This window comes from Limnohabitans parvus II-B4, from assembly GCF_003063455.1.
Lineage (GTDB): Bacteria > Pseudomonadota > Gammaproteobacteria > Burkholderiales > Burkholderiaceae_C > Limnohabitans_A > Limnohabitans_A parvus.
Map to the genome: position 1 here is coordinate 71,730 of NZ_NESN01000001.1, position 22,111 is coordinate 93,840.

At 57.6% G+C, this 22,111-nt stretch carries 24 protein-coding genes; 11 read left to right on the forward strand and 13 right to left on the reverse strand.

Annotated features, from left to right (window positions below; genetic code table 11):
* Positions 1 to 128: 128 nt before the first annotated feature.
* Positions 129 to 359 (reverse strand): type 2 periplasmic-binding domain-containing protein, encoded by a 231-nt coding sequence (locus tag B9Z37_RS00320; RefSeq protein ID WP_090142674.1) that lies wholly within the window; start codon positions 357 to 359, stop codon positions 129 to 131.
* A 122-nt stretch (positions 360 to 481) separates the two neighbouring features.
* Here B9Z37_RS00320 and guaD point away from each other — a divergent pair, with 122 nt between their 5' ends.
* A complete protein-coding gene (gene guaD / locus B9Z37_RS00325; RefSeq protein ID WP_108311824.1) occupies positions 482 to 1,876 on the forward strand; it encodes a guanine deaminase in 1,395 nt (464 codons plus the stop codon).
* 121 nt (positions 1,877 to 1,997) lie between these two features.
* Here guaD and B9Z37_RS00330 read toward each other — a convergent pair whose 3' ends face one another.
* Positions 1,998 to 2,480 (reverse strand): DUF4148 domain-containing protein, encoded by a 483-nt coding sequence (locus tag B9Z37_RS00330; protein ID WP_108311825.1) that lies wholly within the window; start codon positions 2,478 to 2,480, stop codon positions 1,998 to 2,000.
* A gap of 207 nt (positions 2,481 to 2,687) precedes the next feature.
* Here B9Z37_RS00330 and B9Z37_RS00335 point away from each other — a divergent pair, with 207 nt between their 5' ends.
* A complete protein-coding gene (locus B9Z37_RS00335) occupies positions 2,688 to 3,620 on the forward strand; it encodes a LysR family transcriptional regulator (RefSeq protein ID WP_108311096.1) in 933 nt (310 codons plus the stop codon).
* 98 nt (positions 3,621 to 3,718) lie between these two features.
* Positions 3,719 to 3,871 (forward strand): hypothetical protein, encoded by a 153-nt coding sequence (locus B9Z37_RS14385; RefSeq protein ID WP_158270140.1) that lies wholly within the window; start codon positions 3,719 to 3,721, stop codon positions 3,869 to 3,871.
* Positions 3,872 to 4,194: 323 nt separating this feature from the next.
* On the opposite strand, the gene B9Z37_RS00340 is transcribed toward B9Z37_RS14385, so the two are convergent.
* Positions 4,195 to 5,103 carry a hydrogen peroxide-inducible genes activator gene (locus tag B9Z37_RS00340; protein ID WP_104801849.1) on the reverse strand — a complete coding sequence of 303 codons (909 nt, stop codon included), beginning with the start codon at positions 5,101 to 5,103 and terminating at the stop codon, positions 4,195 to 4,197.
* Between the two features lie 132 nt (positions 5,104 to 5,235).
* Here B9Z37_RS00340 and B9Z37_RS14390 point away from each other — a divergent pair, with 132 nt between their 5' ends.
* Together B9Z37_RS14390 and B9Z37_RS00345 are read left to right on the forward strand one after the other, a co-directional pair.
* Positions 5,236 to 5,376, forward strand: a complete 141-nt coding sequence (locus B9Z37_RS14390; RefSeq protein ID WP_161499785.1) for a hypothetical protein — start codon at positions 5,236 to 5,238, stop codon at positions 5,374 to 5,376.
* Between the two features lie 29 nt (positions 5,377 to 5,405).
* On the forward strand, positions 5,406 to 5,834 hold the full coding sequence (locus tag B9Z37_RS00345) for an organic hydroperoxide resistance protein (protein WP_104801850.1): 429 nt from the start codon (positions 5,406 to 5,408) through the stop codon (positions 5,832 to 5,834).
* A 121-nt stretch (positions 5,835 to 5,955) separates the two neighbouring features.
* Here the strand turns inward: B9Z37_RS00345 and B9Z37_RS14250 are convergent, their stop codons facing one another.
* From B9Z37_RS14250 to B9Z37_RS00380, 8 genes are all read right to left on the reverse strand, one after another.
* Positions 5,956 to 6,327 (reverse strand): hypothetical protein, encoded by a 372-nt coding sequence (locus B9Z37_RS14250; protein WP_146179676.1) that lies wholly within the window; start codon positions 6,325 to 6,327, stop codon positions 5,956 to 5,958.
* 16 nt (positions 6,328 to 6,343) lie between these two features.
* Positions 6,344 to 6,718, reverse strand: coding sequence for a hypothetical protein (locus B9Z37_RS00350; RefSeq protein WP_019425173.1), 375 nt, complete (start codon positions 6,716 to 6,718; stop codon positions 6,344 to 6,346).
* A gap of 49 nt (positions 6,719 to 6,767) precedes the next feature.
* Positions 6,768 to 9,887 carry an efflux RND transporter permease subunit gene (locus B9Z37_RS00355; protein ID WP_108311097.1) on the reverse strand — a complete coding sequence of 1,040 codons (3,120 nt, stop codon included), beginning with the start codon at positions 9,885 to 9,887 and terminating at the stop codon, positions 6,768 to 6,770.
* A 12-nt stretch (positions 9,888 to 9,899) separates the two neighbouring features.
* Positions 9,900 to 11,030, reverse strand: coding sequence for an efflux RND transporter periplasmic adaptor subunit (locus tag B9Z37_RS00360; protein WP_108311098.1), 1,131 nt, complete (start codon positions 11,028 to 11,030; stop codon positions 9,900 to 9,902).
* 11 nt (positions 11,031 to 11,041) lie between these two features.
* Complete coding sequence (locus B9Z37_RS00365) at positions 11,042 to 11,578, reverse strand: hypothetical protein (RefSeq protein WP_240606581.1); 537 nt, start codon at positions 11,576 to 11,578, stop codon at positions 11,042 to 11,044.
* 32 nt (positions 11,579 to 11,610) lie between these two features.
* On the reverse strand, positions 11,611 to 12,891 hold the full coding sequence (locus tag B9Z37_RS00370; protein WP_108311100.1) for a TolC family protein: 1,281 nt from the start codon (positions 12,889 to 12,891) through the stop codon (positions 11,611 to 11,613).
* Between the two features lie 152 nt (positions 12,892 to 13,043).
* Positions 13,044 to 13,397, reverse strand: coding sequence for a cation efflux protein, CzcI family (gene czcI / locus B9Z37_RS00375; protein WP_108311101.1), 354 nt, complete (start codon positions 13,395 to 13,397; stop codon positions 13,044 to 13,046).
* Between the two features lie 103 nt (positions 13,398 to 13,500).
* A complete protein-coding gene (locus B9Z37_RS00380) occupies positions 13,501 to 15,747 on the reverse strand; it encodes a heavy metal translocating P-type ATPase (RefSeq protein ID WP_108311102.1) in 2,247 nt (748 codons plus the stop codon).
* An 89-nt stretch (positions 15,748 to 15,836) separates the two neighbouring features.
* Between B9Z37_RS00380 and cadR the strand changes: the two genes are divergently transcribed.
* Positions 15,837 to 16,286, forward strand: coding sequence for a Cd(II)/Pb(II)-responsive transcriptional regulator (gene cadR / locus B9Z37_RS00385; protein WP_100119145.1), 450 nt, complete (start codon positions 15,837 to 15,839; stop codon positions 16,284 to 16,286).
* Positions 16,287 to 16,392: 106 nt separating this feature from the next.
* On the opposite strand, the gene B9Z37_RS00390 is transcribed toward cadR, so the two are convergent.
* Both B9Z37_RS00390 and B9Z37_RS00395 read right to left on the reverse strand, forming a co-directional pair.
* Positions 16,393 to 16,710, reverse strand: a complete 318-nt coding sequence (locus B9Z37_RS00390; RefSeq protein ID WP_053176984.1) for a YnfA family protein — start codon at positions 16,708 to 16,710, stop codon at positions 16,393 to 16,395.
* A 50-nt stretch (positions 16,711 to 16,760) separates the two neighbouring features.
* On the reverse strand, positions 16,761 to 17,834 hold the full coding sequence (locus B9Z37_RS00395) for a site-specific integrase (protein WP_228769245.1): 1,074 nt from the start codon (positions 17,832 to 17,834) through the stop codon (positions 16,761 to 16,763).
* 124 nt (positions 17,835 to 17,958) lie between these two features.
* On the opposite strand from B9Z37_RS00395, the gene B9Z37_RS00400 reads away from it, so the two are divergent.
* The 5 genes from B9Z37_RS00400 to B9Z37_RS00420 all read left to right on the forward strand — a co-directional run bounded on the left by B9Z37_RS00400 (position 17,959) and on the right by B9Z37_RS00420 (position 22,106).
* On the forward strand, positions 17,959 to 18,858 hold the full coding sequence (locus B9Z37_RS00400; RefSeq protein WP_090142688.1) for a DNA-binding protein: 900 nt from the start codon (positions 17,959 to 17,961) through the stop codon (positions 18,856 to 18,858).
* Positions 18,859 to 19,146: 288 nt separating this feature from the next.
* Positions 19,147 to 19,428 carry an HU family DNA-binding protein gene (locus B9Z37_RS00405; protein ID WP_108286887.1) on the forward strand — a complete coding sequence of 94 codons (282 nt, stop codon included), beginning with the start codon at positions 19,147 to 19,149 and terminating at the stop codon, positions 19,426 to 19,428.
* A 149-nt stretch (positions 19,429 to 19,577) separates the two neighbouring features.
* Positions 19,578 to 20,504, forward strand: a complete 927-nt coding sequence (ylqF, locus tag B9Z37_RS00410) for a ribosome biogenesis GTPase YlqF (RefSeq protein WP_108311103.1) — start codon at positions 19,578 to 19,580, stop codon at positions 20,502 to 20,504.
* The gene (locus B9Z37_RS00415) at positions 20,501 to 21,124 is read left to right on the forward strand and encodes a 3'-5' exonuclease (protein WP_108311104.1); all 624 of its coding nucleotides are present in this window, start codon (positions 20,501 to 20,503) and stop codon (positions 21,122 to 21,124) included. The genes ylqF and B9Z37_RS00415 overlap by 4 nt, the downstream gene beginning before the upstream one ends.
* 82 nt (positions 21,125 to 21,206) lie before the next feature.
* The gene (locus B9Z37_RS00420; RefSeq protein WP_108311105.1) at positions 21,207 to 22,106 is read left to right on the forward strand and encodes a hypothetical protein; all 900 of its coding nucleotides are present in this window, start codon (positions 21,207 to 21,209) and stop codon (positions 22,104 to 22,106) included.
* Positions 22,107 to 22,111 lie beyond the last annotated feature (5 nt).

Here is a 22,111-nt window from a genome sequence, read left to right on the forward strand (position 1 = left end):
CATTCGGAAACATCACGACAGGTCTATTCGAGCTCGGTTGCAACTGCCAGCCACCTCACAGCGCCTGACAACTTCCTGTGAACTCGCTCCGTTTCGCACTGTGGGCCTCACGGGATGGAACCAGCACTTCAAGTGGCGCATGCCTGCAAGGCCGTTTCGGTCTGAAGCCGTGTCTGCTCGATTAAATATTCCAAAAATATCCGTGTCCGGTCGGGAATGAACTTGCGGCTTGGCAGCGCCGCATACAAGCTGACCCGCCCAGTGATCCAGGGCGAGAGCACCCGCTTCAAGGTGCCTTGCGTGAGGTAAGGCGCTGCGATCTCCATCGACAAGGACATGATGCCTGCCCCGTCGATCACGGCTCTGAGTGTTGAATCACAACGAAAACTGGGCCAAATTTGGGGAGAATCACACTGAAAACTGAGCCACGTTGACGGCTACGCTGCTGAATTTTTCAGCAAGGTGGTCAGGAGTGATCAACGTGAGCACATTGAGAAAATTGCGCCGCCTCGTGCTGAGGGATGGCGTATCGGTGCGGGAGGCCAGCCGGCGGCTGGGGATCTCGCGCAACACGGCCAGCAAGTGGTTATCTGAGCCCGAGATGCGGGAGCCGAAGTATCCGAAGCGGGTGAAGGTGGTGAGCGTCCTGGGGCCTTTTGAAGAGACCCTGGCCCGCTGGCTCAAGGCCGACCAGCACCGCAATAAGCGCGAGCGCCGCGGCATCAAGGCCATGTTCGAGGCCTTGCGCGCCATGGGCTACGGCGGCAGCCGTGGGCCGGTGTACCGCTTTGCCCAGCAGTGGCGCCTAGAGCAAGACCACAACGCCCGAGGGGCGGGGTTTGTGCCGTTGTCCTTTGAACTGGGTGAGGCGTTCCAGGCCTATGCGCACGAAGTGACCGCATTTTTCATGGACGAACTGATGCGCCACGGCGTGACCACCGCGCTGTGCTTCGCCACAGCTCACCCCGAGTCGGTCGATGTGTTCATGGCCGAGGCACAACAACGGCGCCTGCGCATGGTCACCGGCAAGGTGCTGCAAGACCGCCACAGCCCTGACGGCCTGCGCGACTCCGACACGGCCTTGAGCCTGCGCCAGACCGAAGACCTGATCCGCCGCTGGCACGGCGTGGACCGCCTGGGCTATGCCACCACGCCGCGCTTTGCGCCCACCAGCAGCCCTGAGCAGCTGCATGGCGCAGGCGAGATCGCGCAGCAGTTTCCCGATGTGTGGATCCAGTCGCACGTGGCGGAAAACCTCGACGAAATCCGCTGGGTGAAAGAACTGTTCCCCGAAGCGCGCAGTTATCTGGACGTGTACGACCGCGCAGGCCTGCTGCGGCAACGCTCGGTTTATGCGCACTGCATCTACCTCGATGAAGCCGACCGTTGCCGCATGGCCGAAGTGGGTGCCACCGCCGCCGTGAGTCCCACCAGCAACCTGTTTCTGGGCAGCGGCTTTTTTGACTACACCGCCTCGGACGCGGCTAGCTTGCGCTATGGCCTGGCCAGCGATGTGGGCGGCGGCACCAGCTTCAGCCCTTTCCGCACCATGCACGCGGCCTACACCGTCGCAAGGCAAAGTGTGGGGCATCCTGGCATCAGCCTCGCGCCCGAACACCTGTGGTGGCAACACACGGCAGGTGCCGCCGCCGCGCTGGACCTGGACGGCAAAGTGGGCAACCTGCTGCCCGGCTGCGAGGCCGACTTCGTGGTGCTCAACCCCAAGGCCACGCCCCTGCTGGCCCGGCGCACCGCACAAACCGAGACTCTGGCCGAATGGCTGTTCGCCATGATCGTGCTGGGCGATGAGCGCTTGATTGCGCACACGGTGGTTCAAGGACAACTCAGCCACAGCGACATGGCTCAAAACCATTGAGTGCACATGGCGCAAAAAAAGCGGCGTCATCGACGCCGCTGAAAATGGGCCGGATAGGGCCATGCTCAGGCCATGCCCGGAGCCATCACCCCGATGGACAGGCTGGCCGTGTGGTGACTCATCAGATGTTGCGGTTGTAACGCTGTGGGTACAACTGGTTCAACTTCAGGCCAGTTTCACCATCCGCCATGATGTTGCCGGTGCGGAGGGCTTCGACCAACTCGGCCTTCACTTGCTCGCGGGTCTTGCCCTGAGCAGCAGACTTGGCGGGGTACAGGCCAGGGTTCACTTCATTGGCTTTTTGATGGGTTTCACCGTTGACGACGAAGTCGCCGGTGCGCAGGGCTTCGGCCAGTTCAGCTTTCACCTGTTCGCGGGTCTTGCCCTGAGCGGCCGACTTGGCGGGGTACAGGCCTGGGTTCAATTCATTGGCTTTTTGATGGGTTTCACTGTTGACGACAAAGTCGCCCGTGCGAATGGCTTCGGCCAGTTCAGCTTTGACTTGCTCACGGGTTTTGGCTGCAGATGCGTCGGCAGCCATGGCGTTTCCAGCAGCCAAGGCAGCAACAGCGAGGGTGATGGCGGAGAAATAAGAGCGGTTCATGATCAGGTTTCCTTGAAAGTTTGAAAAACGGTCTGCCTGTCGGATTGACGGGGCTTTGACCTGATCGGTGAAGCGTTGGTTGAAAGCGCTGCATCGATGGGTTGAACTGTAAAATTTCCGAATCAATAGAAAAACAATCAAAAACACATTGAGTTATTTCTAAATTAGAAACAATCAAGGGCTTGAAATCCCGTTTTGGAGTGCTTCATGGACCGTTTGTTGTCGATGCGCGTGTTTGAGCGCGTGGTGAATGAGGGGGGATTTGCCGCCGCTGCCCGTGCGCTGGACATGTCAGCGCCGGTGGTCACGCGCCTGGTGGCCGATCTGGAAGACCACCTGGGCACGCGCTTGCTGCAGCGCTCGACCCGCCGCCTGTCGCTGACCGAAGCGGGCCAGCAGTACCTGGGCCGTGTGCGCAGCATCCTGCAGGACATTGACGAAGCCGATGCGGTGGTCAGTGCGCAGACCACCGAGCTGGCGGGCCTGCTGCGACTGCATGCGCCACCGGTGCTGGCGACTTATGTGGTTGCGCCTTTGCTGGCGGAGTTTCGCAGGCGTTATCCCAAAATCCTGATCGAGCTGGAGGTGGAAACCTTGCGGGAGCCACCGATTGAGGACTTCGACATCACCTTGCTGGGCACCGATGAGAGCTTTAACGGCGATGTGATTGCGCGCAAAGTGCTGGAGTCCGAAGCCATTTTGGTGGCCTCGCCCGAGTACCTGCGCCAACGCGGCGCGCCGCAGCAACCACAGGACCTGATGCAGCACGATTGCCTGCGCCTGAAAATGCCCCACATGCGGCCTCGCATGTGGCAAATGTGGTGCCCCGACAACCCAACGCAGCCCATCGAGATCGACATCCAGCCGGTGCTGCTGGTCAACCACACCGACAGCCTGTTGCGCGCGGCGCTCGATGGCGCGGGCATCACCTCGGTGGCAATGGACATGGTGGCACCGTATCTGACACGCGGTGAGCTGGTGCGCGTGCTGGCACCGTGGATCACGGGTCGGCTGAGCATGTACGCGGCCGTGCCCACACGCAAATTCATGCCGCAACGCACCCGCGTTTTTCTGGACTTTCTGATCGAGGAGACACGTTTGCAGACGGCCAAGGCTTTGCAGGCTTGCGCCACTTGCTGAAGCTGCGCCCTCTCGGTTGGACTCCAGCCGACAACTGACCGCACAAAGGCGCGATGTTGTCGCTCAAAAACTCGCCTGCAACTGACCGACAATAAGGCATGACCGAAGGCAAGGAACACCCCATCGTCGACCCCAACCAGTCCCAGCGCGAAGCCGTGCGCCGGGGCATTGCGCAATTTCAGCAGCGCCTGCAGGCCGCCGGCCACGACCCCCTCCTGCCGTACCGCGGACAAAAAGTCAGGAGGTTCTGAGACGAAATGGGGTTTGAGACGCTTTTCGGGGGTGGGTGGCCATGGGGTCAGTCAGGAGCCCATAGCAAAAAGCCCCGCGTGGTGCGGGGCTCTGAGCGCCTTACAACCCGGCTGAGCGAGTTGGGAGGACTTGTTTTGGCGGAGCAGAAATTCTAGCCCCACTAACCTGCTCAGGTCCGGATGCATCGTTTTTTGATGGGGACGGGGATTCGAACTACCCCTCCCGGATGGGGCAGCTTTCGACCCCAAGCAGTCGGTGAGCAGCGTTTGCTGCATGTCCGCCTTTCAATTCATCGATACGGCAGTTGTGTAACGGTAGGCTTCTAATTCTTTTTACGATGGACAGCAACCATCACCTTCGCAATCGCTTCGAACTCGGCCGAGTGGGCGGATGTGGCGCGAGTCACCAATGCAATTACCCGCTTGGGGGCAGGGTTTGCCAGAGGCATTGCTTTGAGCGATAGATTTTGAAGAAGGCCGCTCTTGATCGCCATCTCCGGCAGTAAGGCCACGCCCATGCCTGAGGCGACCATCTGAACCAGCGTCAGTAGACTGGTGGCTTCCATTCCGTCCACACTGGCAACCTCTGCCGTCCGGCAGGCCTGCAGAGCGTGGTCGCGCAGGCAATGCCCTTCCTCGAGCAGCAGCAACCGCTTCGTCCATGCGCTGCTGAGCTGGATCGCTTTGCCGGTGATGGCGGGGTCTTGCTCTCGTCCCACCAGCCAGAACTTGTCCTTGTAGAGCGGTTGCACGCGCAGGTCATCCGTGTCGTAGGGCAGTGCGATCAGTGCGAAGTCCAGCTGGCGGTCGCGCAGCCGCTCCAGCAGATGGGCGGTCAGGTCTTCGCGCAAGGCCAACTGCAGCTGCGGGAATTTCTCGCGAAGGGCGGGCATGACAGTCGGCAGCACAAATGGGGCAATGGTGGGGATCACACCCAGGCGCAGCTGCCCTTGCATGGGTCGTGACGCGTCCGATGCAAAGTCGCTCAGGTCTTCGGCAGCAGCCAGCACCTGCCGCGCACGGGCCACCACCTCTTTGCCTACCGCCGTCAGCGCCACGGTCTGTTTGTCCCTCTCCACCAGTTGCACACCCAGGGTGGATTCGAGTTCCTTGAGTCCCGTGCTCAGGGTGGACTGGCTCACAAAACTCGCTTCGGCTGCGCGGGTGAAGTTCAGGTGCTCGGCCAGGGCCAACAGGTAGCGCAGTTGTCTCAGAGAGGGCAGGGCGGCCATGGTCGGGTTCCTTGGGGCTTTGTTATCTGAATTTTAGATTGATTCAATTGGAATTATGCGTTGGACCGATTGATCGCCGAAATCCACAATTCATCCCATCGCAACACATCTTCACCACCAAGGAGCTTAAAAATGGCACGTCCCGAAATCAAAACCTGGCAGAACCTCGAAGCCGCATTCGCGGGCGAATCGATGATTCGCCCTGGCAGGCCAGGCTACAACGAACAAAACTGCTTTGCAGAAAAGCTTGCCAGCGCTGCTGGCGTGAATTGATTTTTTAACCCCTGAAATGGAGAAATGACATGACCACGAAACTCGACAAAGTCCTCTACACCGCCAAGGCACGTACGACCGGAGGCCGCGATGGCCGCGCCGTGTCCGACGACGGCTTGCTTGATGTGAAACTCGCTCCGCCAAAGGAACTGGGTGGCATGGGCGGCGCGACCAACCCCGAGCAGCTGTTTGCGGCGGGCTACTCGGCCTGCTTCATGGGCGCACTCAAGCATGTGGCCGGCATGAAGAAGGTAGCCGTGCCTGCTGATGCCAGCATTGAAGCCAGTGTGGACATCGGCCCGATCTCCCAGGGCTTCGGCATTGCCGTGCAGATGACCATCAACCTGCCGGGGCTGGACCGTGCGGTGGCGCAGGACTTGGTGGATACAGCGCACCAGGTGTGCCCGTATTCGAACGCGACGCGCGGCAACATCGTGGTCGATCTGACCTTAGGGTGATCTGCCGATCCTCAGGCGTGCACTGAGCAAGGAGTACCGTGCCTTGAGTAGCTGTTCGCCCCAGAACGGACTTCCAGGACGAGCATGCCGGCGACCGCTTCTGGCCGATAGCTGTCGATGGTTACAACGATTGGACTAGTTGGTCACGTTGCTGGATTGATTGGTCAACATCACTGGAATACGCACCATCCACAGAAATGTCCAACGGATGATGTCCGTCGCCCCAATAACGCACGACGTAAACCGTCAGAGCTTCAGGCACTGAGGCAAACAACTTTGCTTCATCATCTTTGGCAATGCTGGGTGCAGGATCTTTGGTGCAGTAAGCATTTCTTCCTCGATCCGTATGGCAATGCGGCTTCTCAGCGATTCGATCAACCGGTGAAGCGCAGCCTGCGATGCCAAGTACACAAGCTGAGACGACGATTGTTTTAGTAATCCAAGTTTTCATAATATTTTCCCAAAATTGATCCACCATTTGTGGCAAAAACAAGTAAGTTGTAAACGCCTCATTTCAGAACAAAACGTGCAGAAGTGGTTTTCCCAGCTGAACTGAATTGAGCAACAACCTTTGTCCCAGGAGCTACCTTGAAGCTACCTTTGGCTTCAAGCTTGTCGCCTGTTGGTTTCAACTCAACTTCTTGCTTGTCAGCGCCAGAAAGCAGTGTGACTTTTGCCGTCGTTTTACTCACGTCAACGGGTTTGCCATGGTCACGCACGAACAACTGCAGCACATCAGGTTTGGCGACCAGTTCGTAGTCAACATCCTTGACGGTGGTCAAAACACCCCCTTGCATGGGTTTGTGATCTGTATCGTGTGGCCCTGCCCATGCGAGTCCGCTGAGAAAAAGCGACGAAGTGATCAAAAGCGTGTGAAATTTCATGAGATGTCCTTTTGAGGTTTTGGTTGAGGTTGAAGAAACGAATGAATGGTCAGAATGCTTCAGCATCTTTGTCTTGTAAAAGCGCCTCGGCAGGTTTGCGGCCAAAGAGCCAAAACATGGCAGGCGTCAGAAAGGTGTCGAGCAGCGTCGAGCTGATCAAGCCCGAGAAAATCACCACGGCGACCGGGTGCAAAATTTCGGTGCCGGGGCGTTCGGCCTCGAAGAGCAATGGTGCCAATGCGAAGGCAGTCACCAAGGCCGTCATCAACACCGGGCTCAAACGTTCCATCGAGCCGCGCAAGATCATGGGCTTGGTGAAGGACTCTCCTTCAAAGCGCATGAGGTTGATGTAATGGCTGACTTTCAAAATACCGTTTCGTACCGAAATGCCAGCCAGCGTAATGAAGCCGACCAGGGCGGCCACCGACAAGGGCTGACCTGACAGCCAAAGACCCAACACGGCTCCCACGAGCGCCAAGGGAATGTTCACCATGATCAAGGCCGACAAAACGGCAGACTTGTAGCGGCTGTAAAGCACCACAAACATCAACACCACAGAGACCACCGAGAGCAAAGAGATCAAGCGTGAGGCTTCTTCTTGCGCCTGGAACTGACCTCCGAGGGTGATGAAGTAGCCCTCTGGCAATCGTGAATCCGCCGTCACTTTGCGTATGTCGGCCACAACTTCTGACAATGGGCGGCCCGAAGCGTTGGCAGAAATCACGATACGCCGCTTGCCGTTGTCCCGACTGATTTGGTTGGGACCGTCGGCGTCTTCAATCGTTGCGATTTTGGACAGCGGAATTCTGCCCGAGGGTGTTTCGATCAACACCTGGCCCAAGCCTTCCAGCGATCGTGCGGATTCTGGTAAACGCACAACCAGCGCAAAGCGGCGACCTCCCTCCATGATTTGCGTGACACGTTCACCTTCCACCAGGGTCTGCAGTGTGGCAAGCACTTGCGCGCCAGACAGGCCGTATTGCGCCGCTGCCGCATAGTCCAACCGTACCTTGATCTGGGGCGCAAGAACTTGTTTTTCGATTTGCAAGTCGGCTATGCCCTCGATGCCTGACAGCCGTGAGCGCAGCGCATCGGCTTGCCCGCGCAGCACGTCCAGGTCTTCGCCAAAAATCTTGATGGCGATTTGGGAGCGCACCCCAGACAGCATGTGGTCGATGCGGTGTGAGATGGGTTGCCCCACCTCAATCGAAGCAGGCAGGTTGACCAAGCGTGCACGGATGTCGGCACGGACCTCATCCATTGAGCGCGTCAACTCGCCTGAGGGTTTGATGCCCACGTCCAATTCGCTGACATGAACACCTTCGGCATGCTCATCGAGTTCAGCACGTCCGCTGCGTCTGCCCACATGCAGAACTTCGGGAACCTGTTTGACCAGCACTTCAGCCTGGCGTGCAAGGTCAGAGGACTCTGTCAATGTGACGCCTGGGTTCAGCCGTATACCCACCAGCAAGGTGCCTTCATTGAAAGGAGGCAAGAAGGTAGTCGGAAAAAACGGAACAGCCGCCGCTGCAAACACTACCGCCACACATGCACTGGTTATCGCCACGCGTGGCTTGTCCAGCACTTTTTGCAAACTGCCTTTGTAGCCTTGCTTGAGCCATGCCAGCACTTTGGTGTCGCCATGGTCCAGGTTTTTCATGCCCGGCAGCAGGTAGTAGCTCAGCACCGGGGTTATCGTCACCGACACCAGCAAAGAAGCCAACGTCGAGATGATGAAGGCGATGCCCAGTGGGACAAACAACTTGCCTTCCAGGCCAGGCAAAGCAAAAAGCGGAAGGAAGACCAGCACGATGATCACTGTCGCATAGAGGATCGCCGAGCGGACTTCCATGGACGCCTTGGCCACGAGCGCGAGCAGCGACAGGCGCTGGCTTGGGTCCTTGGCACGGTCTTCTTTCATGCGCCGCAAGATGTTTTCCACATCCACCACGGCATCGTCCACCAGTCCGCCAATGGCAATCGCCAGCCCCCCCAGCGTCATGGTGTTGATCGACAAGCCAAAATACTTGAACACCAGTGCCGTGATGAAGATGGACACTGGGATGGCGGTGAGCGCGATGATGGTGGGTCGAACTGTGCCCAAGAAGAAGAAAAGGATCGCGGCCACAAACAGCGACGCACCGATCAACTTGCCTTGCAGCGTCGAGATCGACGCCTCAATGAAGCTGGCCTGGCGGAAGGTCACACGGGGTGCCTCCATCCCCTCAGGAAGGGATGCCTTGAGATCCGTAATCGCTTCTTCAATCGACTGTGTCAAACGGGTCGTGTCAGCGGTGGGTTGCTTTTGAACGCCCAGAATCACGGCTGGCTTGCCCTCAAAGCCTGCATCCCCACGTTTGATGGCTGCGGCAAAAGTGACCTCAGCGATCTGGCGCAACAAGATGGGCTGACCGTTCTTGGCGGTGATGGCCAGATTGCGCAAGTCCTCCAGGCGTGAAGTGCGACCAAGATTTCGAATCAGGTACTCGCGCCCGTTAAGTTCCAGAAACCCCCCCGAGGTGTTGGCCGAAAACCCGCGCAACGCCGACTCCAACTGGTCCAAGGAGATGCCCAAGTCCGACATACGCGCTGTATTGGGCTGCACCTGAAACTGGCGCACTTCACCGCCAATGGGGATGATCTGTGCAACGCCCGGTATGGCTAGGAGTCGCGGCCGGAGCACCCAGTCGGCGTACTCACGTACGGCCATAGGGGAGATTTTCTGCGGATCGACAGGAATAGCGATCTGCATGATCTCACCCATGATGGAGCTGATCGGCCCCATGCGGGGTATCACCCCGGCAGCCAAACCATCTTCCATGGACGAGAGGCGTTCAGACACCAGTTGGCGTGCCCGAAAAATCTCCGTGTCCCAGTTGAAGGTGACATACAAAAAGGACAGGCCAGCAGAGGAGGTCGAACGAACCGATTCGACCCCAGGCAAGCCATTCATGGCCGTCTCCAGAGGAAAGGTAATCAGTTGCTCGACCTCTTCGGGGGCCATGCCACCCGCCTCGGTCATGATCGTCACGGTCGGTTTGTTGAGGTCGGGAAAGACATCGACTGGCGTTCGAGACAATGTGAATGCCCCGTAAGCCATCAACACGGCACCCGCTATCAACACCAGAAGCCGGTTGGTCAGGCTATTTTCGAGAAGCCACTTGAACATATCGTGACCCCTTTAACGGACTTGGTTGATGAGCGTGGCACCTTGGGTCGCCACACGATCGCCAGACTTCAAGCCCGAGATCACCGTGACACGCGCTCCATCCAGGGGCTCGAACGTAACTGTGCGGGGTTCAAACTGCTCAGCTGCAGACTTGACCCACACCACGTTCTGATTGGCAGCGTTTTTCATCACTGCCGACTGGGGGACCGCAATACCCTGTGTCTTTTGCTTGGACTGCACATAGACTTTGACGGGCTGTCCAACGGCCAGACCTAGTAGTTCCGGGCTTTGCACTTGGAAGTTCAGCGGCAGCGCTTGCTCGCGCAAACTGCGCGCTGCACCCATGAAAACCAGTGGCGTGCGCTGGTCGCCGACAGCCAATGTGGCACCGCCGATGTTGTTGGCCACTGAGCTATCAAAAGCCAAGGCTTCGATACGCAGCCGCTTCGGGTCGACAATTTCAAAAATCAATTCACGCGTGTCCACCACTTGGCCTGCCACGACATGCGCCGAGGCAATCACGCCAGAAACGGGCGCGACCAGTGCTTCTTTGCTGCTGAGGCCGCCACCAACGGCCGACATGCGGTCGGTCAGGCTGAGCACATCACTCTCTGCGGCTTCCACTTCCTTGCGCGGTACGGTATCTGATAACTCGCGCAAACGTGCCAAACGCTTTTCAGCAAGCGCTTTGGCAGCGCGAAATTCGGCCAATTGAGTCAACTGGCTGGCCCGCTCCAGGGGGGCGACCGCTGGGACCACGTAGGCCAATACCTGTCCCTTCTTCACGGTTTGCCCTGCGTTGGGCAGGCCATTAGGGCCGGGTTCTATGCGTCCGGCGTTGATGGGCTGGACTTTGCCCCCAGCGTTGGGGTCCATCAGTACCTGACCATTGAGTTCAAAGGCGCGTGGCACCTCAGCGGTTTCCACCACCATCGTGCGCACATTCAGTTGGCGTTGGGCTGGTTTGGGCAGAAACACGCTGCCATCGGCCATGCGCTGTGGACCATTGGCATTGGCCGTCGCAGGCGCAGCGCCGTGGTCATGGCCTTCGCCCGCGTACGTAGGCAGCGCAGCACCTGCAAGGGTCAAAGCAGTGGCCAGTGCCATCCAGTGGCGTTTTTTTGAAGTGTTGATTGTTTTCATGCTGAGGCTCCTTAGGCCGTACGAGCTTGTTGACGAAAGCGAACGATCGCGCCTAATGCCATCAGGGCCAATAACCCCCCGCCGATCCACAGGGCGATGCCTTTCCAAGAAGAGCCACTGACAGGTTCATCTTCGTCCTCGTGCAAATCGAGTTCGCCAGTCAGCAGGTCGTTCAGTTCACCGGCCTGAATGGTTGCGGTGATGGCAATGACGCCAGGTTTGAGGGTGTCCTTGAGGATGACTTCGTATTCACCTACGCCATGTTTTTCGGCTTTGTATTTGCCGCCTTGTATATCGATGTCAATTTGGGCGTCATTGACCGGACTGTTGTCTGTAAAACGGTCCAGGTAAATCGTCAGCTGCTTGCCATTGACAATGCCGACCATTTCCAGATCCTCTGAAACCGCGACGAAACGCGGCAGTGCTGTGCCCTGGGTTTTTGGCGCAGCTTCCGCGTGATCGTGACCCTCACCGGCAATGGCCATAGGACTGAGTAATGTGAATATCACCGCCATAAAGGTGGCGACTGTTGAATGAATGATCTTCATGGTGTTCCTTGAATTTTTGAGGGGTGTCAGCATCACTGAGGCAGCAGGCCCAAGGACTGCCGCAATGCCGAAATGGCGGAGGCCAGGTCAATTCGGCTTCGAGCGGCTTGTCTCGCGGCCTCTGCAGCCTCTGCTTCAATGCGCAAGCGTGTGGGCAGATCTGTCTCGCCCAGCCCGAACGACTTGTCAAAAAAGCTGCGGGACTCGTTGGCCAGCTGGGCTCGTCGCTGCGCAGCATCAAGTTGAGTGCGTGCGGCCTCCAGACGAGCAGCAGCGCCTTGTTTGTCGGCTTGAATGCGCGCCTGCTCGAGGACCAGTTGTGACTGCACTTCTATCGCTTCGGCTTGTGCAGTCGCAAGACGGGCGTCATGCCTAGGGCCTGCACCCAAGGGCACGCGAATGCCAATCAGCACAGTCTGGCCATAGCGTTCTCCAAATGCCCCACGGCCGCGCGTGGTGGCCACCGTGAGTTCCGGGTTGGATCGCCTCTGGGCGCTGATCAGCTGAGCCGTCCGCTCGGCCATCGTGATGCGGTCCTCCAGTTCAGCCAACAAGGGATGCCCCACTGCCGCAACCGTATGTGGGGTCGAATCTGGCGCAGGCTCCACCGCCGCGTTGACTGTCAAGTCTGCCTGAGCCGTCCTGCCTGTCAGCGCCATCACTTGTGCCAAGGCTGCGGCAGATGCAGCTTGAGCTTGGGCGGCATGCGCTTGGGCCGCAGCGACAGCGCCTTCGGCTTGATGCTGGTCGGACTTTGCCAGATCACCCGCGTTGGTCCGTTTGGCAACATCAGCGGCGAGGCGTTGTGCATTGGCCAGTTGTTCGCTCGCCAGTTCAGCATCGACGCGAGCTCGCAACCAGCCCCACCAAGCATCCCTGACGGAAGAAGCGAGCCGCAGTTGTGAGGCGAGCAGCTTGCGCTCAACCAACGAGATTTCAGCTTGCGCCAGATCGGCACTGGCTGTGCGTTGTCCGGGTAGCCAGATGGGAACGGCGATACCCACCTCAGCTTCCCGCGCACCGCTGTTGCCTGTCATCCGGTCTGATCGCTGACTTATCTCCAGCGAGGGCGGCTCGGGGGACAACATCGACGCGGCTTTGGCCTGGGCCTGGGCAGCATCGCGACGCGATTGAAGCGCGTACGCCTCGGGTTGCCTTTGCCACGCCGTTTCGAAAACATCTTTCAAGGACACCGAGCCACTCAACGCGGCGGCGGATGTGCCTTGTGCTTGGGCCGTCAGCACCAAGCCACTCAGGGTCATGACCGACAGCGCGATTCGAATCGGTGCCGATCTTTTTTTGTACAAACTCATAGCTCATCTCCAATGGTGAAAACATCCAAGGAGATCAGCGAGCAGCGACAACACGTCGCTAGGCGATGACGCACAACGCGCAAAGCGTCATGTGCATCCGCACACAGGGGATTCGAAAAGAGGGAAAGGTAAGGAAACCCGAGGCTCGCCGATCAGGCAAGCACGGGCCATTGAGGCCGTTCAGGACGTTCACTTGCCATATGAGAAGCAATGACCTGAAGGTGAAGTGGGTGATCGTCAGAGGCTGCTAATGTGGTCTTGCTCAGATCGCTGACCAGGGCAGCGGCACAACCCATATGACAAGTGGCACAGTCATGGTCCATGCCCGCCGATTGAGGGGCATTTTTGCTGGACTCTTGCTGGTCAATTGACGCATGGTCATGGGTGTGGTGACCAGGGTGCTTGGCAGTCACACTGGTTTCGTGCTCGCAATAGCTTGCCATTGCTGCCCAGCTGTATTGCAAGGGCAACAGAACCAGCAAGAAGATTGCCAAGAACTTTTTCATAAGTTAATAGTTTAGTCGATTCAGGCTTACTTGATCACGGGACGAGGCGTTGGCCTCAGTAATCCTGAGGCAATGGGAGAGGTTTACAGCTGCCTGGGAGCCATCACTTGACTGCCTTGAGAAGCCGAAGCCCATTGAAAACCACCAACAAGCTTGCGCCCATGTCGGCAAAGACCGCCATCCACATAGACGCGTCATCAAAGATGGCCATGAGCAGGAATACCGCCTTGATGCCCAGAGCCAGGGTGATGTTCTGCCACAAAATGACATGGGTACGTTTGGAGAGGCGAATCGTCTCGGGCAAGCGGCGCAGGTCGTCGTTCATGACGACGACGTCGGCCGCTTCCATGGCCGTGTGAGTGCCCGCAGCGCCCATCGCAAAGCCAATGTTCGCCTTTGCAAGTGCCGGGGCATCATTGATGCCGTCACCGGTCATGGCCGTCACACCGTATCTTCCTTGGAACTCTTCAATCGCCTTGAGCTTGTCCTCAGGCAGCAGGTTGCCTCGGATTTCTGAAATGCCTGCCAAGTGTCCGACGGTGCGCGCCGTTGCGGCGTTATCACCGGTCAACATGATGGGAACGACCCCCAGCGCCTTCATCTCGGAAATGGCCTCGATCGATGACGGTTTGATCGTGTCCGCTACAGCGAAGAGCGCGATCACCCGGTCCCGATTGGCCAAAATGGTCACAGTTCGTCCTGCCTCTTCATGAACTGCGAGGCGTGCTTCCAATGGCGCAGAACACTGGCCGCGCTCTTCGATCCAGCGGTGATTGGCCAGGATGTAGGGGTGGCCATCGATCACCCCCTGGACGCCACGACCTGCGACAGCTTCAAATGCTTCGACTTCTTGGGCTTGTACCGCTAGGCCTTGAGCAATCGCTTTCGAGACCGGGTGGTCTGAACGCGCAGCCAGGCTCTTTGCGAGCAGTTCTACCCCTTGCTCAGGCTCGTCGGGCGCGATGGGCTCGAACGCCACCAATTTGGGCTTCCCTTCGGTGATGGTGCCGGTTTTGTCCAAAGCGACGGCTTTGATCTTTCGGGCTTCCTCCAGGTAAACGCCTCCCTTGATCAAGATACCCCGCCGTGCCCCTGCGGCCAGACCACTCACCACCGTGACGGGTGTGGAGATGACCAAGGCGCAAGGGCATGCAATCACAAGCAGGACCAAAGCCTTGTAGACCGCTTCGAGCCACGTGATCCCGGCCACCCAGGGCATCACGACGGCAACCAGCACCGCAAGGGCAAAGACCGCAGGTGTGTAGACGGCGGCGAACTGGTCAACAAAACGCTGCGTCGGTGCGCGAGAGGCCTGCGCTTCCTCGACGGCTTTGATGATCCGGCTGAGCGTGCTGTCTGAGGCGGGCGATGTGACCCGGACTTCCAAAGCAGAGGCCTGGTTGATGGTTCCGGCAAACACCTCATCACCAGGTCCTTTGTCCACGGGCAGGCTCTCGCCTGTCAAAGGCGATTGATCCACCGCGCTCTGACCCGCCAGCACGGTGCCATCAAGCGGAACACGCTCACCCGGAGAGATACGTACCACCGAGTTCAATGCAACAGACTTGACGTCAATCCGAAGCCAGCCGCCGTCGGCCTGGCGTACCTCGGCTTGCTCTGGTGACAAGGCAAGAAGGCTTTTGATGGCACCTCGAGCGCGGTCGACCGCCCGCGCTTCGATGGCCTCTGCAATGGCATAGAGCGCCATCACCATGGCGGCCTCAGGCCACTGGCCGATCAAGAAGGCGCCTGTGACGGCTACTGCCATGAGGGCGTTGATGTTCAATCGTCCTTGCCGCAGCGCAGCCAGGCCTTTTCCGTAGACGCCGAAGCCTGAAAGGAAGATGGCACCCAAAGCGATGGCCATGCCCAGGGCTTTGATCCAGGTCGTCGCAGGGAAGGCGTACGCGATCGCCTCTGCTGCCAATGCCAAGCCGAGCGCCGCCAGAAGCTTTCCCCACATGTCCCAAAACGTCGCAGACGCATTAGTTGTACCGGAAGGTTTTTTGTCGGCTTCGTCGATGGGCTCAGGCTTAAACCCTGCCTTTCGAATCGCCTGTAGTGCGTTTGGCAATGCAGCTTGGCTCGCAGAAATGGTCAGTACGCGTGCCCCCAGATCGAATCGCAAGGCTTCAATTTCCGGGATGCCATCCACAGCGCGCCGGATCTCGGACTCCTCTGAGGCGCAGTCCATGTTGGAGATACGGAACCTTTTCTGTGACTGGTCTGTGTTCATATGCGCCACGTCCTGCTCAGATTGCACCAAGGGTACGCAGGAAGCGGCTGAACATCCGTTCTCAGTCGGGCGGACCTGTGGCTTTGCGCCTTCGCAAGATGTACTTGTACTCATGATTTCTTCCTCGTTACAGCGATTAGAAACCCTGTAGCCACTTTAGAGTCAAGCGCCTAAAATATGGTCAACCGCTGATGGAGGACACCATGAGGATTGGAGAGCTCGCCAAGGCCACCGATACACAGGTGGAGACGATTCGCTACTACGAGCGTGAGGCCTTGTTGCCACAGCCGGGGCGAACAGAAGGCAACTACCGCGTCTATGGACCGGAGCACGTTGAACGACTTTCGTTCATTCGGTACTGCCGAAGCTTGGACATGGCCCTGGATGAGATTCGAGCGCTGTTGCGCATGAAAGATTCCCCCCCACAGGACTGTTCTGACATCAACGCCTTGGTTGATGAGCACATCAAGCATGTGGCGGTTCGAATCAGAGAGCTGAAGGTCTTGCAAAGGCAACTTGTTGAGTTGCGAACCGGTTGTGCCGGAAACGGCGCTGTCAGTGAGTGCGGTGTACTTTCCGGAATTGCTCAGGCCTCTAAGGAAGTGGGGCCGGTGGGCAAGCGAGGCGCGCGCCATGTGCATGGGGCGCACTGATTTGCGTCAAAGGGGTACGAGTCCCTTTGAGCGCCCGTAAACACTGTTCCGAGATCCGCAAGCAAGGCGCTTTTTTCAAAGCATTCTCCAAATTGAGGATCTGTTCCTAGCGCGGTTGAAAGGCAATGATGCTCATACCCAGCAGGGCCACGGCAACACCCGCGACATCCCAATTCGATGGTCGGATGCCGTCGACGGCCCATAGCCAAAGAATAGCTGCAAAGATGTAGACACCCCCGTAAGCAGCGTAGACGCGTCCGGTGGCAGCTTCGTGCAGTGTCAGTAGCCACGCAAAGGCCGCCAGACTGACTCCGGCGGGTATCAGCAACCATGGAGATCCGTTTTGCTTGAGCCAGAGCCAGGGCAGGTAGCACCCCACGATTTCAGCGATTGCGGTTGCGAAATAGAGCGTGATGGTCTTCATTTGATCTCCTGTGCCTGATTTTCCATACAAGTTCATACCCCAGTTGAGCTTCAAGTGTTGGGGCGCGCATCTCTCATAAGGTCTGTCACCTCAGCCTCTTGTGTGATGCGGAAATAACCCAACACGGTGGAGACGCTGTGGTGCCCCGTCATGGCCATGGTCTGAGCGAGGGGAACGTTTTGCAAGCCTGCCTCTGTCACGAACCCTGAGCGCAGGGAGTGGGCGGCATAGTTGCCGTCAATGCCTGCCAACAAGCATCGCTTTTTAACGATATCTTTGACAGCGGCAGGGGAGAGCGCTTCACCGATGTGACCGCCTTTGCGCACTCTTCGGAAAATCGCCCCGCTGGTGATGTGGCTGACGGTGAGCCATGCCGAGAGGGCTTGCGCTGCGAGCCCGAAAATGGGTTTGTGGTTTTCAGCGCGTTCTGCTCCGGCCTGGTTCGTTTTGGAAAACGCCAAGTTGTAGAGATAGGCATCGGGGCCGGTGCGTTTTAAAAACTGTATGTCTGCGCTGGCCACCTCGGATCTCCTGCGCCCGCCACTGGACCAGGCGAACAAGATCAGTGCTCTATCGCGGATGCCGATGACTGAGTCATCGCACGTTTGCAAGATGGCTTGAAGAGGCTCTTTGGTGAGGGCGTCTTTTTTGCGGGGGAGGGCACCCCGTTTGGCGTAGGCCTTGCGGGTGCGGGAGAGAAGCTCGCGCACTTTGGGGTCGTGGCAAGGGTTTTTGAACTCGCCGATTTGGTGGGCTTTGGACAGGACCGCAATTCGGTGAATCAGGGTGTTGTGTGCGAGTGCGCCGAGTTTGCCTTTGAAGCCAGATTTCACCAGGGCTTGATCGATCTCGATGGGCAACTCGTGCGCCAAGCCTTTGTCGGTGGTTCGATCCGCGTGGTCGACGACAAACTGGAGCACACAGGCGGTGGGCACGGGCAGCTGTATTTGTCGGCCGTAGCGTGCACCAAACCATGCGGCCCAGTAGCGCAAGGCGCTGCGGTAGCTGATGAGGGTGTTTTTTGATTCACCTTCGCGCAGCAGATCTTCGACGGCGCGTTGGGTGACTTCGCTCAGAGCCTCTGGCTCCAGGGCGGGTGTATTTTTGAGCGTGGGCAGGCGCAAGTTCATGGGCGGCTTATTTCTTTGAAGAAATCTTACATAGCATGTAAGATTATTTATCTTTTTATCCTTTAAATCACGATAAATATCTCTTATCGTCGATAAATTTACAGCAAGGAGCAGGGCGATGCAAGTTAAAAGTCCAAGGGGTGTTCAGCAAACCGATGTCAACGGCGCAGCCGACGAATTGCTCAGTGAGCAACTCAAACCGACCATTGAACGTGTTCGCATGAAATTGGGCCGTGGATCGCCCAACACCGTGGGCCCGATGCTGGAGGTCTGGTTTTCTTCATTGGGAGAGCGTTTGAGAGGACCAACGGGTGAATCCGATAAAACAAGCGAATTGCCAGCTACTGTGCAAGTAGCCATGAAAACCCTCTGGAAAAGCGCTTTGCAGGAGGCTCACAGTACTTTTGAAGCATCAAAAGCAGATTTCGCGAACACAGCAAGTCAGCAAGAACAGCAAATGACGACGGTGCTTGCAGAAATTGAAGCTGAGCGTGGAGCGTTCACGCAGAAGGCATCAGAATTAAAGCAAGCCCTTGATGCGCTTGAACTGAAGCATGCCGAAACACAAGGTCAAGCGCATAAGCTTCAAATGCTTGTGAACAAGAAGGATGAGGAACTCACATCATCGCGTCTGGCGCTTCAACAGCAAGTTGCCGAAGGCAATGAGGAGCGTCGCCGTCACGATGCGCAACTGCGGTCTCACAGCGCTGAAATCCAAGCGCTTCAGGCACAGTTTGTGTCTTCAGAACGAAGACTGATGGCGGAGATTGATCGCGAGCGCCAACAAGTAAAAAAATTACAGGCAGAGGTGGAGATTGAAAAAAAGAAGCAGATACGACATCAAAGTGAGGCTCTGGAAGTGGCAGGAAATTTGACCAAGCAACTGCACGAGCTGAGGATGCAAAACACGCAGCTATCAGAGCGCGCATCAGGTTATCTTGCACGCATCAACGACATGCAACCCAAAAAACTCAAATCTGCAGCAAAGAACAAAGCCGTACGAAGCGTAATCGGATAGAAGTTAGCACATCAACGTTTTGGTCTTGCCAAATCACCAGTCCTTGATAGCGTCAACTTTACTTGGAATATGTGAGTAGCTATAACTTTACTTGGAAAGTAGCGTCAACTTTACTTGTGTGACCGTTCAATGGCTTGTTCAGCCATCGTTTCTGTTGTTGATAAATTCATACGATGTATATTATGTAAAGTGATGTGGGTAAAAGAAGTTGATTAAATTGAGAAATTTATGCGAACAAGCGCACGTTGCATGGCAAAATCTCGCCGTTCTATTCATTTGGAGAAAATCATGAACAAAGCAGAACTGATTGAGGCATTGGCCAAAGAAACAGACATGTCCAAAGCAGCTGCCGGCCGTGCCGTGAGCGCTTTGGTTGAAATCATCACCAAGACCGTTGCCAAGAAACAAGATGTGCAACTGATTGGCTTTGGTACCTTCAAAGCCGCCAAGCGTGCAGCACGCGTTGGCAAGAACCCACGCACTGGCGAGAAGCTGAAAATTGCAGCTGCCACCGTGCCCCGCTTCAGCGCTGGTGCCGCTTTCAAAGCCGCTGTGAACAAGAAGAAGTAATTTTTCAATTGCTTCCGCCGAAAGGCAGCCACGGTGATCCACCTGGCTGCCTTTTTTCATGGTGCACAGATCGAGTGGCAAAGGCCTTACGTCTGGACGCAGTGACCGACAATCCATCTCTTTGACTTTTTTGCTTGGCAGCGGCTTTTATGGCGATTCAATGGTTTCCCGGACACATGCACCTCACGCGCAAGGCGATTGGGGAACGCATCAAAGACATCGACGTCGTCATCGAAATGCTCGACGCCCGCTTGCCCGGCTCCAGCGCCAACCCCATGCTGGCCGAGCTGATTCAGGGCAAACCAGGCCTCAAGATCCTGAGCAAGCAAGACTTGGCCGATCCAGTGCAAACCGCTGCCTGGTTAAACCACTACAACGCCTTGCCCGAAGTTCGCGCCCTGGGCCTGGACACCAGCATGGTCTCGCCTGCCAAAGCCTTGATAGAAGCCTGCCAACAATTGGCCCCGAACCGGGGCGGCATGGTCAAACCCATGCGTGTGCTCATCTGCGGCATCCCCAACGTCGGCAAATCCACCCTGATCAACACCCTCAAAGGCAAACGCGCTGCCAAAACCGGCGACGAAGCGGGCGTGACCAAACTGGAGCAGCGCATCACACTGGCCGATGACTTTTATCTGTACGACACGCCGGGCGTGCTGTGGCCGCGCATCATCGTCGAGCAAAGCGGCTTCAACTTGGCCGCCAGTGGGGCCATTGGCGTGAATGCGTTTGATGAAGAAGTCGTGGCACTGGAGTTGCTGAACTACCTGATTCCAAACTACCCGCAAGCGCTGGAAACCCGCTACAAAATCAAAGACGTGGCCAGCCACACCGACGAAACCATGCTCGAAGCCATTGCCCGCCAACGCGGCGCGATACAAAGCGGCGGGCGTGTGAACACGAGCAAAGCGGCCGAGCTGGTGATCCACGATTTCCGATCTGCCGCTTTGGGCCGCGTGACGCTGGAAACACCCGAAGAATTTGCCCAATGGCTGGCCGAAGGCAAAAAGGCCGACGCTGAACGCGCCCAACGCAAAGAAGGCTCGAAAAAAGCCAAAAAACAGGCCCGCGAATGAGCACCAGCCAAACCATGCAAAACCAGACCACGCACCGAGCCACCCCCGACAAAGAGGCCATCGCCCTCCTCCCCACTTTCGAGCGACTTGGGCTGGACCGCATCACCTTGGTGAGCACTGGTGCGCAGGCTGGCCGGGCCTATGACCAACTTGTCGTCGCTCGGGCTTGGGGGTTTGACACCGAATCCAAACCCACCTTCAAGGTGGGCGAACAATCTGACGGACCACACATTCTGCAACTGGCTACGGCTGAGCGGGCCTGGGTGTTTCAGCTGCACGAACCCGAATGCCGCGCCGTGGCCGCCGACTTGCTGGCATTCAAAGGCATTGCCAAAGCCGGATTTGGCTTGGGTGACGACCGCAAACGCATCATCCACAAACTGGGTGTCGAGCCTCAAGGCATCCTGGAACTTAACACCGTTTTCCATCAGCGTGGTTACCGCAAAGACATGGGCGTCAAGGGTGCCGTTGCCGTGCTGTTCAACCAGCGCTTCATGAAGTCGAAAAAAGCGGCCACCAGCAACTGGGCCAATGCCCGCTTGAGCGAATCACAATTGGTTTATGCGGCCAACGATGCGTATGCCGCCATTCGGGTTTGGCAGGCGCTGGGTTTGGGTTGAAGCATTGCGAAATCAAGCCCTAAAATTGCCGCCAGTCCCTCCTGCTCCCTGTCTGAGCCCGTCCGTATACTGAATCTTTCCCATGTTTGACCTCACCGGCCACAACGCCGTCTCACCCACTGCCTCTGCCAGCTCGGTGCTGAAATTTGCAAATGCCTTGTGGCGGGTGCGCAGGCCCAAGCCCTTTGTACTGGTGATTGAAGGCGAAGTCGGCACCGAAGTAGCGGCCCCCAGCGACTACCTGCACGACAAACTGCTGTTGCCCGAATGGCGCGAAGCCTTTTACAAGCTGGTCGATGCCACGGGCTTGGTGGTGTGCCTGAATGTACACACCCAACACCCCACCTACCGCGATGTGCGCGGGCGCTCCAGCAAAGGGCGGCTGAGCCAAGGCGAGTATTACCACCACGACGGCTGCACGGGCCCCATCAAGCCGCGCTTTGTGGAAATTCGCTGCCCCATCCAGCCGCAAACACGCGGCGTAGCCACCGCTGTAGCGCCCCATCACGACGTGGTCAAAGCCATGGTGCATGTGTTACCCGCCGAGCTGGCCGCCACAGCCGCACTGGCCACTCAAGACATGAGCCCCGAAGCCTTGAGCCAGATGGACTACGCCGCGCTAGACCACCTACAAGGCCTCATCACGCGCACCGTGCGCAAGAAGCTCAACGCCGAAGGCGCACGCAGCTACTTCCGCCAAGTGGATGCCGCCGCCAATGCCTACTTTGAACCTTGGGCCTTGGGCGAAAGCCGCTTTATTGCCAACGCCAACAGCGGCATCACCATGCAACACCGCCGCGCCTACCAAGCCCCACATACCGGCGGCGTGGCCAATGGCCACTTGGTCAAGCGCTGGACCAATGAAGAGCTGCTGCTACCCGGCCAGGTGGCCAACCTTGCCTTGATTGCTGCGCTGTGCCGCGAAGAAGGTGATGAAGTGGATGGGGAGCGGGCTGAGGGGTGTTACCTTGGGGCGCATTGAGTGCG